At 64.4% G+C, this 12,782-nt stretch carries 13 protein-coding genes; 9 read left to right on the top strand and 4 right to left on the bottom strand.

Annotation, left to right across the window (positions count from 1 at the left end; all coding sequences use genetic code 11):
- Window positions 1-40 precede the first annotated feature (40 nt).
- The 7 genes from lpxC (at window position 41) to ACSQ3E_RS01530 (ending at window position 7,809) form a co-directional block, all read left to right on the top strand.
- A complete protein-coding gene (gene lpxC / locus ACSQ3E_RS01560; RefSeq protein ID WP_115731432.1) occupies window positions 41-976 on the top strand; it encodes a UDP-3-O-acyl-N-acetylglucosamine deacetylase in 936 nt (311 codons plus the stop codon).
- A gap of 183 nt (window positions 977-1,159) precedes the next feature.
- On the top strand, window positions 1,160-2,029 hold the full coding sequence (locus tag ACSQ3E_RS01555; RefSeq protein ID WP_310317176.1) for an outer membrane protein assembly factor BamD: 870 nt from the start codon (window positions 1,160-1,162) through the stop codon (window positions 2,027-2,029).
- A gap of 10 nt (window positions 2,030-2,039) precedes the next feature.
- A complete protein-coding gene (recN, locus tag ACSQ3E_RS01550; protein WP_436121337.1) occupies window positions 2,040-3,716 on the top strand; it encodes a DNA repair protein RecN in 1,677 nt (558 codons plus the stop codon).
- Window positions 3,717-3,846: 130 nt separating this feature from the next.
- A complete protein-coding gene (gene ligA, locus ACSQ3E_RS01545; protein WP_436121336.1) occupies window positions 3,847-6,003 on the top strand; it encodes an NAD-dependent DNA ligase LigA in 2,157 nt (718 codons plus the stop codon).
- A gap of 8 nt (window positions 6,004-6,011) precedes the next feature.
- Window positions 6,012-6,620, top strand: coding sequence for a 3'-5' exonuclease (locus tag ACSQ3E_RS01540; protein ID WP_436121335.1), 609 nt, complete (start codon window positions 6,012-6,014; stop codon window positions 6,618-6,620).
- Between the two features lie 167 nt (window positions 6,621-6,787).
- A complete protein-coding gene (locus ACSQ3E_RS01535) occupies window positions 6,788-7,516 on the top strand; it encodes an AzlC family ABC transporter permease (protein WP_436121334.1) in 729 nt (242 codons plus the stop codon).
- Window positions 7,513-7,809, top strand: a complete 297-nt coding sequence (locus ACSQ3E_RS01530; protein ID WP_436121333.1) for an AzlD family protein — start codon at window positions 7,513-7,515, stop codon at window positions 7,807-7,809. The genes ACSQ3E_RS01535 and ACSQ3E_RS01530 overlap by 4 nt, the downstream gene beginning before the upstream one ends.
- 48 nt (window positions 7,810-7,857) lie before the next feature.
- Here ACSQ3E_RS01530 and ACSQ3E_RS01525 read toward each other — a convergent pair whose 3' ends face one another.
- From ACSQ3E_RS01525 to ACSQ3E_RS01510, 4 genes are all read right to left on the bottom strand, one after another.
- Window positions 7,858-9,687 carry an aminopeptidase P family protein gene (locus ACSQ3E_RS01525; RefSeq protein WP_436121332.1) on the bottom strand — a complete coding sequence of 610 codons (1,830 nt, stop codon included), beginning with the start codon at window positions 9,685-9,687 and terminating at the stop codon, window positions 7,858-7,860.
- Between the two features lie 83 nt (window positions 9,688-9,770).
- Complete coding sequence (locus ACSQ3E_RS01520; protein ID WP_436121331.1) at window positions 9,771-10,643, bottom strand: 50S ribosomal protein L11 methyltransferase; 873 nt, start codon at window positions 10,641-10,643, stop codon at window positions 9,771-9,773.
- 21 nt (window positions 10,644-10,664) lie between these two features.
- A complete protein-coding gene (locus ACSQ3E_RS01515) occupies window positions 10,665-11,243 on the bottom strand; it encodes an SCO family protein (protein ID WP_310317200.1) in 579 nt (192 codons plus the stop codon).
- A gap of 34 nt (window positions 11,244-11,277) precedes the next feature.
- Window positions 11,278-11,439, bottom strand: a complete 162-nt coding sequence (locus tag ACSQ3E_RS01510; protein ID WP_436121330.1) for a hypothetical protein — start codon at window positions 11,437-11,439, stop codon at window positions 11,278-11,280.
- A 162-nt stretch (window positions 11,440-11,601) separates the two neighbouring features.
- On the opposite strand from ACSQ3E_RS01510, the gene ACSQ3E_RS01505 reads away from it, so the two are divergent.
- The gene (locus ACSQ3E_RS01505) at window positions 11,602-12,090 is read left to right on the top strand and encodes a CreA family protein (protein WP_310317205.1); all 489 of its coding nucleotides are present in this window, start codon (window positions 11,602-11,604) and stop codon (window positions 12,088-12,090) included.
- 36 nt (window positions 12,091-12,126) lie between these two features.
- Window positions 12,127-12,768 (top strand): DapH/DapD/GlmU-related protein, encoded by a 642-nt coding sequence (locus ACSQ3E_RS01500; protein ID WP_436121329.1) that lies wholly within the window; start codon window positions 12,127-12,129, stop codon window positions 12,766-12,768.
- The last annotated feature ends 14 nt before the right edge of the window (window positions 12,769-12,782 follow it).

The raw sequence follows: 12,782 nt of genomic DNA, 5'->3' as shown, positions 1-12,782 counted from the left end.
CGCCGTGGTGTGGCGAAGCGGACGCAGTGAGTACGGGCATATGGGGATCGACTTGCAGGACTATCAGACAACACTCAAATCGCGTGTCACCCTGTCGGGCGTTGGCGTCCACAGCGGCAAGCCGGTAGCCATCCATTTCGCGCCGGCAGACGCGGATACGGGCGTGGTGTTTCAGGTTGCTGACCGAGAGTTTCGTGCAATTGTGTCAGAAGTGGGTGCGACCGATCTTTGCACCTTGCTCGGCGATCCCGCCGGCCAGCACGTTGCCACCATCGAACACCTGATGGCCGCCCTGTTCGGCCTCGGTATCGACAATCTGCTGATCGAGGTCGAAGGCGCCGAAATCCCGATTATGGACGGCAGCGCAGCACAGTTCGTCGAGGCTATCGACCTCGCCGGCATCGAAGTGCAGGGCGTCAAGCGTCGCTACATCCGCGTTCTCAAGCCGGTGCGAATCGAAAGCGGCGCCTCGTGGGCCGAGTTCCGCCCCTATGGCGGCACGCGATTCGAGGTCGAGATCGATTTCGAAAGCCCGGCGATCGGCCGCCAGTCCTTCGCTTCCGACATCAACGACGATATTTTCCGCCGCGAAATCTCGCGCGCCCGCACTTTCGGCTTCATGAAGGACGTCGAGCGCCTGTGGGCCGCCGGCTATGCGCTGGGTTCGTCGCTCGAGAATTCGGTGGTCATCGGCGACGACAACCACATCATCAACATGGAAGGCCTGCGCTTCTCCAACGAGTTCGTGCGTCACAAGACGCTGGATGCGATGGGTGATTTGGCACTTGCCGGCGCGCGCTTCATCGGCTGCTTCCGCTCCTATCGCGGCGGCCACCGGCTGAACGCTGCGGCCTTGCGCCGCCTGCTTTCCGACCGCTCGGCCTTCGAAGTCGTCGAGACGTCGCGCCGCGAGCGCGGCCGTTCGGCCGAACTTATCGCTGTCAGCGCCGCAGTCCACGCGCCCTGGACGCTCTGACGGCTGGCAATCGCCGGAAAAGTGGTGTGACCTTGTTGCACCACTTGGCCGGCGAAATGGCATGCGTCATTGCGTGCCACAAAATTGCGCGATTGGCGGCTGATAGCGTTGCCCGGCAAAGCCAGTTGTGATCTATGGCCATTGCCTAAAAGCGAAACAGCGCCAAAGGGGCGGAACTCTGTGATGTCATTGATACGAGCCGATCGATCGAAATTGCGCGTGAAGCCTCTGGTTGTGGCGCTTTCGCTCATCGCTCCGACGCTTGCACTGTCCGGTTGCATGTCCGGCGAAGCCGACGTCGATCTCGCGACCTATGTCGAGCAGACCGAACCGGCCGATGTGCTCTACAATCAGGGCCTCGCCAACCTCAATGCCGGCCGTCTCAAGGAGGCCAGCCGCAAGTTCGAGGCCGTCGACCGCCAGCACCCGTATTCCGAGTGGGCGCGCAAGTCGATGGTGATGGGCGCTTTCGCCAGCTACCGCCAGGGCTCCTATGAAGAGGCCATCAATTCGGCCAAGCGTTATCTCGCGCTCTATCCTTCGACCGACGACGCGGCTTACGCCCAGTACATCATCGGCCTCAGCTACTTCCGCCAGATTCGCGACGTGACGCAGGATCAGAAGGAAGCTCGCCGCACCATCGAAGCGATGACCGAAGTGGTCCAGCGCTGGCCCGCATCGGAATATGTCGATGACGCCAACGCCAAGATTCGTTTTGCTCGCGACCAGCTCGCGGGCAAGGAAATGCAGATCGGCCGCTACTATCTCGAGCGCCGCGAGTTCATCGCCTCGGCAAAGCGTTTCCGCAACGTGGTCGAGAACTACTCGAACACGCGCCACATCGAAGAAGCGCTCGCTCGCCTGACCGAGACCTACTACGCGATGGGCTTGACCTCGGAAGCCCAGACGGCGGCAGCCGTGCTTGGCCAGAACTATCCTGACAGCCAGTGGTACAAGGATTCGTACAAGCTGCTGCAGTCCGGCGGCCTTGAGCCTCGCGAAAATGCCGGCTCCTGGATTTCCAAGGCCGGAAAGATGTTCTCCGGCGCCTGACCAGAAATAGATGCTCTCGCGCCTGTCGATCCGCGATATCGTCCTGATCGAACGGCTGGACATCGATTTCACGCCTGGCCTTTCCGTGCTGACCGGTGAAACCGGCGCGGGCAAATCCATCCTTCTCGACGCATTGTCGCTCGCGCTTGGCGCGCGCGGCGATGCTTCGCTCGTCCGCCACGGTGCGACGCAAGGGCAGGTGAGCGCCGTCTTCGACGTGCCGCGCAACCATCCGGCGCGTACGCTGCTCGCCGACAATGCCATCGACGATGATGGCGACATCATCCTGAAACGCGTCCAGACCGCCGACGGACGCACCCGCGTCTTCGTCAACGACCAGCCGTCCAGCGTCACGCTGATGCGCGACATCGGCCGCGCCCTTGTCGAAATCCACGGCCAGCACGACGATCGCGCGCTTGTCGATGCCGGTGCGCACCGCGACGTACTCGATTCGTTTGGCGGCCATGTCGGCGAAGCCAAGGCCACCGCCGACGCGTGGAAGTTGTGGCGAGGTGCCGAGCAGGAGCTGTCGCGCCATCGCGCCCGGGTTGATGCGGCTGCGCGCGAAGCCGAATATCTGCGTGCCTCGGTGACCGAACTCACCAAGCTCGATCCCCAGCCGGGGGAGGAAAGCGAACTGGCCGAAATGCGCGCCGCAATGATGCGCGTCGAAAAGATCGCTTCTGAAATCCAGGATGCGCAGGACGTGCTGTCGGGCTCGTCGTCGCCGCTGCCGCAGCTTGCCAGCCTGTTGCGCCGGCTGCAGCGCAAGGCGGCCGAAGTGCCGGGCCTGCTCGACGACGTGGTCAAGTCGCTCGACGAGGCGATGATCTCGCTCGATGCGGCGCAATCAGGCGTCGATGCCGCCCTTCGCGCCACCGAATACGATCCGCAGCGGCTGGAGAAGGCCGAGGAGCGGCTGTTTGCCCTGCGCGCCGCGGCGCGCAAGCACAATGTCGCCGTCGACGACCTGGCCAAGCTGCGCGACACGATGGTCGCCGATCTCGCCGATCTCGACGCCGGCGAAGAGCGCCTGCAGGTGCTGGAAACGCAGGCAAAGACAAGCCGCGAGGCTTACGACCGCATCGCCGCCAACCTGTCGGAACTGCGCAAGACGGTGGCCGAGAGCCTGCGCAAGACAGTTATGGCCGAACTGCCCGAACTCAAGCTCGAACGCGCCGAATTCCTGGTCGAGATGTCGAGCGATGCCGACAATCGCATGCAGGAAGGCATCGACCAGGTCGAGTTCTGGGTGCGTACCAATCCGGGCACGCGGCCTGGCCCGATGATGAAGGTCGCCTCGGGCGGCGAGTTGTCGCGATTCCTTTTGGCGCTGAAGGTGGCGCTTGCCGATCGTGGCTCGGCACCGACCCTGGTGTTCGACGAGATCGACACCGGCGTCGGTGGTGCCGTCGCCGACGCCATCGGCCAGCGTCTGGCGCGGCTGTCCAGCCGGGTGCAGGTGCTGTCGGTAACTCATGCGCCGCAGGTCGCGGCACGTGCGGCCACGCATTTCCTGATCTCCAAGAAGGGCAACACCGACAAGGTGGCCACCGGCATCCACGAGATGGACCGCACGGCGCGGCAAGAGGAGATCGCGCGCATGCTTTCCGGCGCCTCGATCACCGAGGAAGCGCGCGCCGCCGCCGAGCGCCTGCTGCGCGAGAACACGGCTGTCGCTTCCTGACCGGCCAACCGCGGCTCCGCTGTCAGGAGCTTTCGCGATCCTGCTGATTTGACGTGGAATTCGCCTTGAGCGGCTCCCGCTCGGCAGCGTCCTGATTTATGGTGGCCGCGTTTTCAGCCGGAGCCGCACCATGTCCGACAAGCCAGTCGATTCGCTGAGCGAGACTGAAGCCGCGGCAGAGCTTGCGCGGCTGGCTGAGGAAATCGCCGGTCACGACCTGCGTTATCACGCCGAGGACGCGCCGACGATTTCGGACGCGGATTACGATGCTCTGCGCCGCCGCAACCTCGCCATCGAACAGCGCTTTCCGCAGCTGGTGCGCGAGGATTCGCCGTCCAAATCGGTCGGTGCCGCGGTCTCGGAAAAATTCGGCAAGGTCACCCATGTCGTGCCAATGCTGTCGCTCGACAATGCTTTTGCCGATGAGGACGTCAGCGAATTCGTTGGTCGCATCAGGCGGTTCCTCAGGCTTTCTGCCGATGAGCCGGTGGTGATCACAGCCGAACCCAAGATCGACGGGCTGTCACTGTCGATTCGCTACGAGAACGGGCGGCTGGTGACGGCGGCGACGCGTGGTGACGGGCAGGTCGGCGAAAACGTTACGGCGAACGCCCGCACCATCGCCGACATTCCGAACGTGCTGTCGGGCGGCTTTCCCGAGGTGCTGGAAGTGCGCGGCGAGGTCTATATGAGCCACGCCGACTTCGCCGAGCTCAACCGGCGCAATGCCGACGCCGGCAAGCAGATATTCGCCAATCCGCGCAATGCGGCTGCCGGTTCGCTGCGCCAGCTCGACACTTCGATCACCGCCAGCCGGCCGCTGCGCTTTTTCGCCTATGCCTGGGGCGAGGTCAGCGACATGCCCGCCGACACCCAGATGGGCATGGTCGAGGCGTTTAAAGGCTACGGCTTCAAGACCAATCCGCTCATGAAGGTGTTCGACAGCGTCGAGGGGCTGTTGTCGCAGTACCGGATGATCGAGGCCAACCGCGCCGGGCTCGGCTACGACATCGACGGCGTCGTCTACAAGGTTGACCGCCTCGACCTGCAGCAGCGGCTCGGTTTCGTTTCGCGCTCGCCGCGCTGGGCCATCGCGCACAAGTTCCCGGCCGAGAAGGCAACGACGACGCTGCTCGGCATCGACATCCAGGTCGGCCGCACCGGCTCGCTGACGCCGGTGGCGCGGCTGCAGCCGGTGACGGTTGGCGGTGTGGTGGTGACCAACGCTACGCTTCACAACGAGGACTACATCAAGGGCATCGGCAACAGCGGTGCGGCCATTCGCGACGAGGGCCATGACATCCGCGTCGGCGACACGGTCATCGTCCAGCGGGCGGGCGACGTCATCCCGCAGATCCTCGACGTCGTCATGGAAAAGCGTCCGGCGGACGCACAGCCCTATCTGTTCCCGACGCGCTGTCCGGCCTGCGACAGTCATGCAGTGCGCGAGGAGGGCGAGGTGGTGCGCCGCTGCACCGGCGGCCTGATCTGCCCGGCGCAGGCGGTGGAACGGCTTCGCCATTTCGTCTCGCGCAATGCTTTCGACATCGAGGGCCTGGGCGAAAAGCAGATCGAGTTCTTCTTCCAGTCGCAGGACCCGGCGCTGCACATCGGATCGCCGGCCGACATCTTCACGCTGAAGAAGCGGCAGGATGGATCGCTGACCAAGCTCGAGAACATCGACGGCTTTGGCGCGACATCGACGCGCAAGCTCTATGCCGCCATCGACGACCGCCGCCAGGTCGAGTTTTCGCGCTTCCTGTTTGCGCTCGGCATCCGCCACATCGGCGAGACCAATGCCAAGCGCCTGGCCCGCCACTACATCAATTTCGAGGCGTTCCGGCAGGCGGGTACCGCCGCCGTGATGCCCGAAGGCAAGGGCGACAAGGGTAATGCCGCCTGGCAGGAGCTGACCGGCGTCAACGGCATCGGCGCGATCGTTGCCGAGGCTGTGGTCGAATTCTTCGCCGAGGAGCACAACAGGCAGGTGCTCGACGCGCTGCTCGCCGAGGTGACGCCGCTCGACGAGGAACGCATCGGTGACGTGTCGTCGCCGGTCTCGGGCAAGACGGTGGTCTTCACAGGCTCGCTGGAGAAGATGTCGCGCGACGAGGCCAAGGCGATGGCCGAGAAGCTCGGCGCCAAGGTGGCGGGCTCGGTGTCCAAGAAGACCGACCTGGTGGTTGCCGGGCCGGGCGCGGGCTCGAAGCTCAAGGCGGCGACCGACCTCGGCATCGAGGTCATCACTGAGGACCAGTGGTTCGAGCGCGTCGGGCAGGCGGGCTGACAGACTTCATGCGTGCACTTGCCATCGACTTCGAAACTGCCAACGAGCAGCGCAGCAGCCCATGCTCCATCGGCCTTGCCTGGATCGAGGACGGCGCGGTCATCCGCGTCGAGGAGCGGCTCATCCGCCCCAGGGACATGCGCTTCTCGCGCTTCAACATCGCCGTGCACGGCATCCGGCCCGAACATGTCGAGGACGCGGCCGAGTTTCCCGAGGTGATGGAAGAGTTCGAGGACGACCTCGGCGACACGCTTGTCATCGCTCACAACGCGTCGTTCGACATGAGCGTGATGCGGGCGACCTATGCGCTCTATCGCATGGCCAGTCCCGATATCGACTACATCTGCACGCTCAAGATGGCGAAGAAGGTGTGGCAGGAGCTTGCCTCGCACCGGCTCAACGAGGTGTCGCGCCATATCGACTTCTCGTTCAAGCACCACAATGCGGCCGAGGACGCGCATGCCTGCGGCGAGGTGGCGCTGGCTGCCGCGCGCAAGCTGAACGTCTCCACGCTGCGTGACCTGCCGATCAAGCTCGACATGACGATGGGCCGGCTCCATGCGGGCGGCAATTCGCCGTGTTCGGTCAAGCAGCCGCCAAAGGCCAAGAAGCGCTGATCGTTGGCTCAACCGAATTGATGTGACACGCCAAGCCGGCTGACTTATTCAGACCTCCGCGCAGGCTATGGAGCATCGGTCGAGCTGCCCTGCGTTTCGATGTCGACCTGCATCGTGCATTCCAACATTCAAAGTTCGATCTAGGGCCGATGCGCCACGGAGGCCAAATGTCTGATCGTCAAGGTGAATTCTTGCAAGGCGTGCGCCTGAGCGTGCCGGTGGTGGTCGCTTCCGCGCCCTTTGCCATCCTGTTTGGGGCGCTTGCCGTCGACAACGGCTTTTCCGTCGTCGAGGCGACGCTGATGAGCGCCTCGATCTATGGCGGCGCCAGCCAGCTTGTCGGTATCGAGCTGTTTGGCCAGCATGTCGCGCCGTGGCTGGTAGTGCTGTCGATCTTCGCCGTCAACTTCCGCCACGTGCTCTATTCGGCCGCCGTGGGCAAGCACATCGACCATTGGCCATTCCTGAAGCAAGCCGTCGGCTACTTCTTCCTCGTCGATCCGCAATATGCCGAGGCCGAGCGCAAGGGAGAGAATGGCGAGCAGGTGACCTTCGCCTGGTACATGGGCATGGCGCTGCCGATCTATGTCTTCTGGGTCGCTGAAAGCGCGCTGGGTGCACTGTTCGGGCGGTTGATCCCCAATCCGCATGCCATCGGGCTCGATTTCCTGCTGCCGATCTACTTCCTCGGGCTGGTGATGAGCTTCCGCAAGCGTCCGCGCTGGCTACCGATCGTCGTTGCCAGCGCCGTCGCCTCGATGATCGCCTACAAGACCGTCGGCTCGCCCTGGCATGTTTCCATCGGCGCACTGGCTGGCGTGCTGTTTGCCGCGGCGATGCCGGTTCGGCCTGAAGAGGCCGTCACGAGCGAAGAAACGGTGGAGGTGGTGTCGTGAGCACGACCCTTTGGATCATCATCGCCGGCGCTGTTGCGACCTACCTGACCCGCGTCGGCGGCCATCTCGTCATCTCGCGCTTCGAGCGCATCCATCCACGTGTCGAGGCCGGGCTGAACGCCGTGCCGGCGGCGGTGCTGACCACGCTCGTGGCGCCCGCGGCACTTTCTGCCGGTCCGGCTGAGCTGGCAGCGCTTGCCGTCGCAGCCGTCATTGGACTGCGCGGCGGCCTGATGACGATGTTCCTGGCCGGTGCCGCCGTGCTGATTGCCATGCGGCATTTCATCGGCTGAACGACAACCGGCCGCCCGAGGCGGCCGGCAATTTGCGCTGTTTGCCAATCAGGCGATCTGCGCCGTCGCCTTTTCCAGCCAGGCCAGCGTCTCGCCGTCGAGCATCGGTCCGATCTCGGCCAGCACGCGGGCATGGTAGGCGTTGAGCCAGTCCAGTTCCTCGCGGGTCAGCAGGTCGGCGCGCAGCAGGCGCTGGTCGAAGGGCGCCAGCGTCAGCGTCTCGAAGCCGTGCATGGCGATGTCGCCGCCCGGCAGTTCGGCGGCGGGCGTCACCAGGATCAGATTTTCCAGCCTGATGCCGTAGTGGCCTTCCTTGTAGTGGCCTGGCTCGTTGGACAGGATCATGCCGGCGAGCAGCTTTTCCATGCCGGTCTTGGCGATGCGCTGCGGGCCCTCATGGACTGCTAGGTAGGAGCCGACGCCGTGACCGGTGCCATGGGCGTAGTCGAGGCCGTGCTTCCACAGGGCGATGCGGGCAAGCGCATCAATGTCGGCGCCGCGCGTGCCCGAGGGAAAGCGCGCCAGCGAGATTGCGATCATGCCCTTGAGCACGAGGGTAAAACGCTCGCGCATCTCCTCGCTCGGCTTGCCGATCGGCATGGTGCGGGTGATGTCGGTGGTGCCGTCCTGATATTGCGCGCCCGAATCGAGCAGGAACAGCTCACCGTCGGCGAGCACGCGGCTCGTCGCCTTCGACACGCGGTAATGCATGATCGCGCCATTGGCGCCGGCACCTGAGATGGTGTCGAATGAGACGTCGCGCAGCGGCATCTGCGTTTCATCGCCGGTCTGCCGGCGGCATTCTTCCAGCTTGGTCACCACCGCGATCTCGTCGAGGCTGCCCGGCTTCTGCCGGTCGAGCCAGCACAGCAGCTTCGCGACCGCAGCACCGTCACGGCGATGGGCCGCCCGGGAGCCCGCGATCTCGGCGGCGTTCTTGGTCGCGCGTGGTAACCGTGCCGGGTCCGGCGCCTGCACCACCGTGCCGCCATTGTCCTCGATCAGGGCGCGCAGCCTGTCGGCGGCAAGCACCGGGTCGAGCGCGATCCTGGCGCCCGACTTGGCAAGGGCCGCGACCACATCATCGAGTTTGCTGGGTGCCTTGATGTCGGCGAGCTGGGTGAGATAGGCCTCCTCGGTGCGGCCAAGCTTGCGCTTGTCCATGAACACGGCGTGGCTGCCATCGGCGGCGAGGATCGCGAATCCGAGCGCAAGCGGCGTGTGGGGCACGTCGCCGCCACGGATGTTGAACGCCCAGGCGAGCGACGACGGGTCGGTCAGGATCGCATGGGTGGCGCCGTCGTTGTCGATCGCCGAAGCAAGCCGCTTGAGCTTGTCCTTGGCCAGTTCGCCGGCGAAGGCCTCGGGGTGGATCTCGACCGGGGCCAGCGGCGCGTCGGGCTGGTCTTCCCAGATCGCATCGATGGGGTTGCGGGCGAGGGGGACGAGCACGGCGCCAACCTTTTCGGCTGCCGCGGTCAGCGCCTTGACCTCGCCCATTGTGTGCAGCCACGGGTCGATGCCAAGCCTTGCCCCCTTGGGCAGGCTTTCCTTGATCCACATGGACGGAGGGTTATCGATCAGGCTTTCGACGGTGAAGATGTCGAGATCGACCTCGTCGCGCACCTGCAGCGTGTAGCGTCCGTCGACGAAGATGTAGGCGTTGCGGGCGAGCACGATAGCCACTCCGGCCGAGCCGCTGAAGCCGGTCAACCACCGCAGGCGATTCGAGCGCGGCGGGACGTATTCGCCCTGGTGCTCGTCGGCGCGGGGCACGACGAAGCCGTCGAGCCCGTTTTCCTTGAGCCATTGCCGGAGCAGCGCGACGCGCGGCTTGCCGACGGTGGGATCGCCGGCTGAATCGAAGGACTGGAACATGGTGGTTTCCCGAAAGCTGGATGTCGGGCGAACCTATCCGTGCCGGCCCTTGCTGGCAACGCCGCCGGCTTGTGCCAGTGGGCTCAGTTCTTGAGGTGGATCGTCACCCAGCCTTCCCGGTGGAAGGTCTCGACGTGGCGGAAGCCTGCCGCGACATAGGCTTCGACCACGGCATCGTGCTGGCGGTCGAGGATGCCGGACAGCACAAGGGAGCCGTTGGCGGCCAGGTGTTGCGCCATCTCGGGCGCCAGCAGCATCAGCGGCTGTGCCAGGATGTTGGCGACGATCAGGTCGAACGGGCCGCGTGCGGCGAAGATCGGGTCGTCGAAACCTTCTGCCGTCGCCGTCTCGACATGGTCGGCTGCACCGTTGAGGCGGACATTGGCGGCAGCGACTTCGGTCGCGACCGGGTCGATGTCGGTGGCCAGCACCGGGATCGGCGCCAGCTTGGCGACCGCGATGGCAAGCACGGCACTGCCGGTGCCGAGGTCGAGCGCGTTGGCCGGCTTTTCTTCGGCCATCACCTTTTCGATCATCTCGAGGCAGCCTGCCGTGGTGCCGTGGTGACCGGTGCCGAAGGCGAGGCCCGCCTCGATCTCGATGGCGATCTGGCCGGGGCGCACGTCCTCGCGGTCATGGCTGCCATGGACGATGAAGCGCCCGGCCTGCACCGGCTTCAGGCCCTCGAGCGACTTCGCCACCCAGTCGACATCCGGCAAAACCTCGCGTCCGAGCTCGCCTTTCTGGCCGGCTTCGGCAATGACTTCGGCCATGCGGCGGGCGATGTCGTCGACATCGCCATCCGTGTAGAGCGAGACCTCGTGGATGTCGCGGTCCTCGTCGACCTCGATAACGGCGATCGGCCAGCCATCTTCCTCGAAGGCGGTTTCGAGGGCGGCGAAGATGCGGTTGGCGGCTTCGCGGCCGGTGGTGAAGTGCAGCCGTGTCTGGGTCATGTCGGGTCCGGAAGAGGAGGGTCAGCCTTCCTTGGCAAGCCGCTTGAGCTTGGCAAGTGCGGTCTCTGGGTTCTCCTCATAGGCGATCGTGCCGAAGAAATCACCCTTGCTGTCGAGCAGCAGCACCGAGGCCGTGTGATCCATGGTGTAGTCGCCGCCTTCGGTCGGGACCTTCTTGGAATAGATGCCGAAGGCCTTGGCCATGGCGGCGATCTTGTCGGGCGCGCCGGTGATGCCGGTGATGCGGTCGGAGACGTTGGAAACGTAGCTGTTCATCACCTCGGGCGTGTCGCGCTCGGGATCGACCGAGACGAAATAGGCGCGCAGGTTCTTGCCTTCGTCGCCCATCTGCTTGAGCAGGCCGTCGAGCTCGAACAGCGTGGTCGGGCAGACCTCGGGGCAATGGGTGAAGCCGAAGAAGACAGCACTCGGCTGGCCGCGGAAGGCAGCCTCAGTGATCTCGGCACCCTTCTGGTCGACGAGCACGAAGGGCGCGCCGAAGGCCTGGGCGCTGTTCTTGCTGCTGTACCAGTCGAAGGTCAGCCAGCCGACGCCGGCGGCCATCAGGATCAGAATGCCGGCAAGGATCGTGCGCATCATCGGTTGTGATTCCATGGTGTGATTGATGGCTGGTTCAGAAACACCAGGACATGCCTGCTTCGACCAGCGACATGAAGATGCCGGCGTCCTTGTCCAGCCAGGAGGCGAAGGCGAGGCCTGAAACCGCCGCAAACGCCATCAGGCCGAGCGCGATCCACGCGGTCGCCGAAAACGATATGGGCAAGGCCTGTTTCATCAACCCTTAATAGCGCGGCGCGTGATTTGCCAAAAGAGACATGTTGACGCTCTCATTCGTCCACAAAACACCTTTTCGCGAGCCCGAAGCGACACCTGCGGCTTGCAAGGCGGGCGCTTGCGACCCAATTGTGGACGACTGCAGCCAATTCAGGAGGCTTTCATGCGGCTTGCCCTTTCCGTCCTTGCGACCACCCTTGCGCTCGGCGCAGCACTGCCCGCCATGGCCCAGCAGGTGGGCGAGGTCGGCGTCGACTGGCTCGGCAACGACATCATCGTCGAGGCGATCAAGGACCCCAAGGTCGAGGGCGTCACCTGCCACGTCTCCTATTTCGACCGCGGCGTGATCGACAGGCTGCAGAAGGGCAACTGGTTCGAGAACCCTTCTGATTCCGCCATCTCGTGCCAGCAGACCGGGCCGATCACCATCGGCGAGATCGACCTCGGCCAGGAGGGCGAGGAGGTGTTCAAGCAGGGCATCAGCCTGATCTGGAAGGAGCAGGTGGTGAACCGCATCTACGACCAGAAGAACGAGACGCTGATCTATCTCGCCCATTCGCGCCAGGTGCAGGACGGCTCGGCCAAGATGTCGATGACGACGGTGCCGCTTTATGGCCAGAACGTCGTCTGGGCCAAGGGCAAGCCGCAATAGCTTGCGGGCCGTGTGGCACGGGCGTACATCCGCGTTATGGACGATCAAGCAGACCTTCGCTTCAAGGATGACGAGCCGCGCATCCACCCGACATCCGAGCTGAAAGGCTGCCGGCTCGGCCGTCATGTGATCGTCGGCGAGCGCGTGGTGCTGCGCGAGGTTGTCGTCGGCGACTATTCCTATTTCGAGCGCCACGCCGAGGCGATCTACACCGCGATCGGCAAGTTCTGCTCGATTGCCGCCAACACGCGCATCAACGCGCTCGAGCATCCGATGGAGCGGCTGACCACGCACAAGCTAAGCTACCGCCCCAACGAGTACTTCCGTTATCTTGGCGTCGACAACGACTTCCGCGATCGGCGCAGGGCAAAGCCGGTGAGCATCGGCCATGACGTGTGGGTTGGCCATGGCGCCGTCATTATGCCTGGGGTCACCATTGGCAACGGCTCGGTGATCGGGGCGAATGCCGTTGTGACGCGCGACGTCGCACCGTTCGAAGTGTTTGCTGGCGTACCGGCCAAAAGGCTGAAGATGCGGTTTCCCGCTGAAATCGTTGCTCGTATCGAGGCGCTGGCCTGGTGGGACTGGCCGCGCGAAAGGCTATTCGAGGCCATTCCCGACATGCAGAGCCTGCAGATCGAGGCATTTCTCGACTGCTGGGAGGCGCGTCCGGCCTAACCGGAGCAAGCGCC

The sequence above is a fragment of the Aminobacter sp. LjRoot7 genome, assembly GCF_964252895.1.
Classification (GTDB): Bacteria; Pseudomonadota; Alphaproteobacteria; order Rhizobiales; family Rhizobiaceae; genus Aminobacter; species Aminobacter aminovorans_B.
The sequence above is the reverse complement of the archived record's forward strand: the minus strand, read 5'-3'. Positions and strand labels throughout refer to the sequence as shown.

Excerpts from the sequence above, each read along its gene's own strand:
- lpxC (WP_115731432.1), top strand. The coding sequence starts at position 41 with ATGGGGATCGACTTGCAGGACTATCAGACAACACTCAAATCGCGTGTC.
- ACSQ3E_RS01555 (WP_310317176.1), top strand. The coding sequence starts at position 1,160 with ATGTCATTGATACGAGCCGATCGATCGAAATTGCGCGTGAAGCCTCTG.
- recN (WP_436121337.1), top strand. The coding sequence starts at position 2,040 with ATGCTCTCGCGCCTGTCGATCCGCGATATCGTCCTGATCGAACGGCTG.
- ligA (WP_436121336.1), top strand. The coding sequence starts at position 3,847 with ATGTCCGACAAGCCAGTCGATTCGCTGAGCGAGACTGAAGCCGCGGCA.
- ACSQ3E_RS01540 (WP_436121335.1), top strand. The coding sequence starts at position 6,012 with ATGCGTGCACTTGCCATCGACTTCGAAACTGCCAACGAGCAGCGCAGC.
- ACSQ3E_RS01535 (WP_436121334.1), top strand. The coding sequence starts at position 6,788 with ATGTCTGATCGTCAAGGTGAATTCTTGCAAGGCGTGCGCCTGAGCGTG.
- ACSQ3E_RS01525 (WP_436121332.1), bottom strand. The coding sequence starts at position 9,687 with ATGTTCCAGTCCTTCGATTCAGCCGGCGATCCCACCGTCGGCAAGCCG.
- ACSQ3E_RS01520 (WP_436121331.1), bottom strand. The coding sequence starts at position 10,643 with ATGACCCAGACACGGCTGCACTTCACCACCGGCCGCGAAGCCGCCAAC.
- ACSQ3E_RS01515 (WP_310317200.1), bottom strand. The coding sequence starts at position 11,243 with ATGATGCGCACGATCCTTGCCGGCATTCTGATCCTGATGGCCGCCGGC.
- ACSQ3E_RS01510 (WP_436121330.1), bottom strand. The coding sequence starts at position 11,439 with ATGAAACAGGCCTTGCCCATATCGTTTTCGGCGACCGCGTGGATCGCG.
- ACSQ3E_RS01505 (WP_310317205.1), top strand. The coding sequence starts at position 11,602 with ATGCGGCTTGCCCTTTCCGTCCTTGCGACCACCCTTGCGCTCGGCGCA.
- ACSQ3E_RS01500 (WP_436121329.1), top strand. The coding sequence starts at position 12,127 with ATGGACGATCAAGCAGACCTTCGCTTCAAGGATGACGAGCCGCGCATC.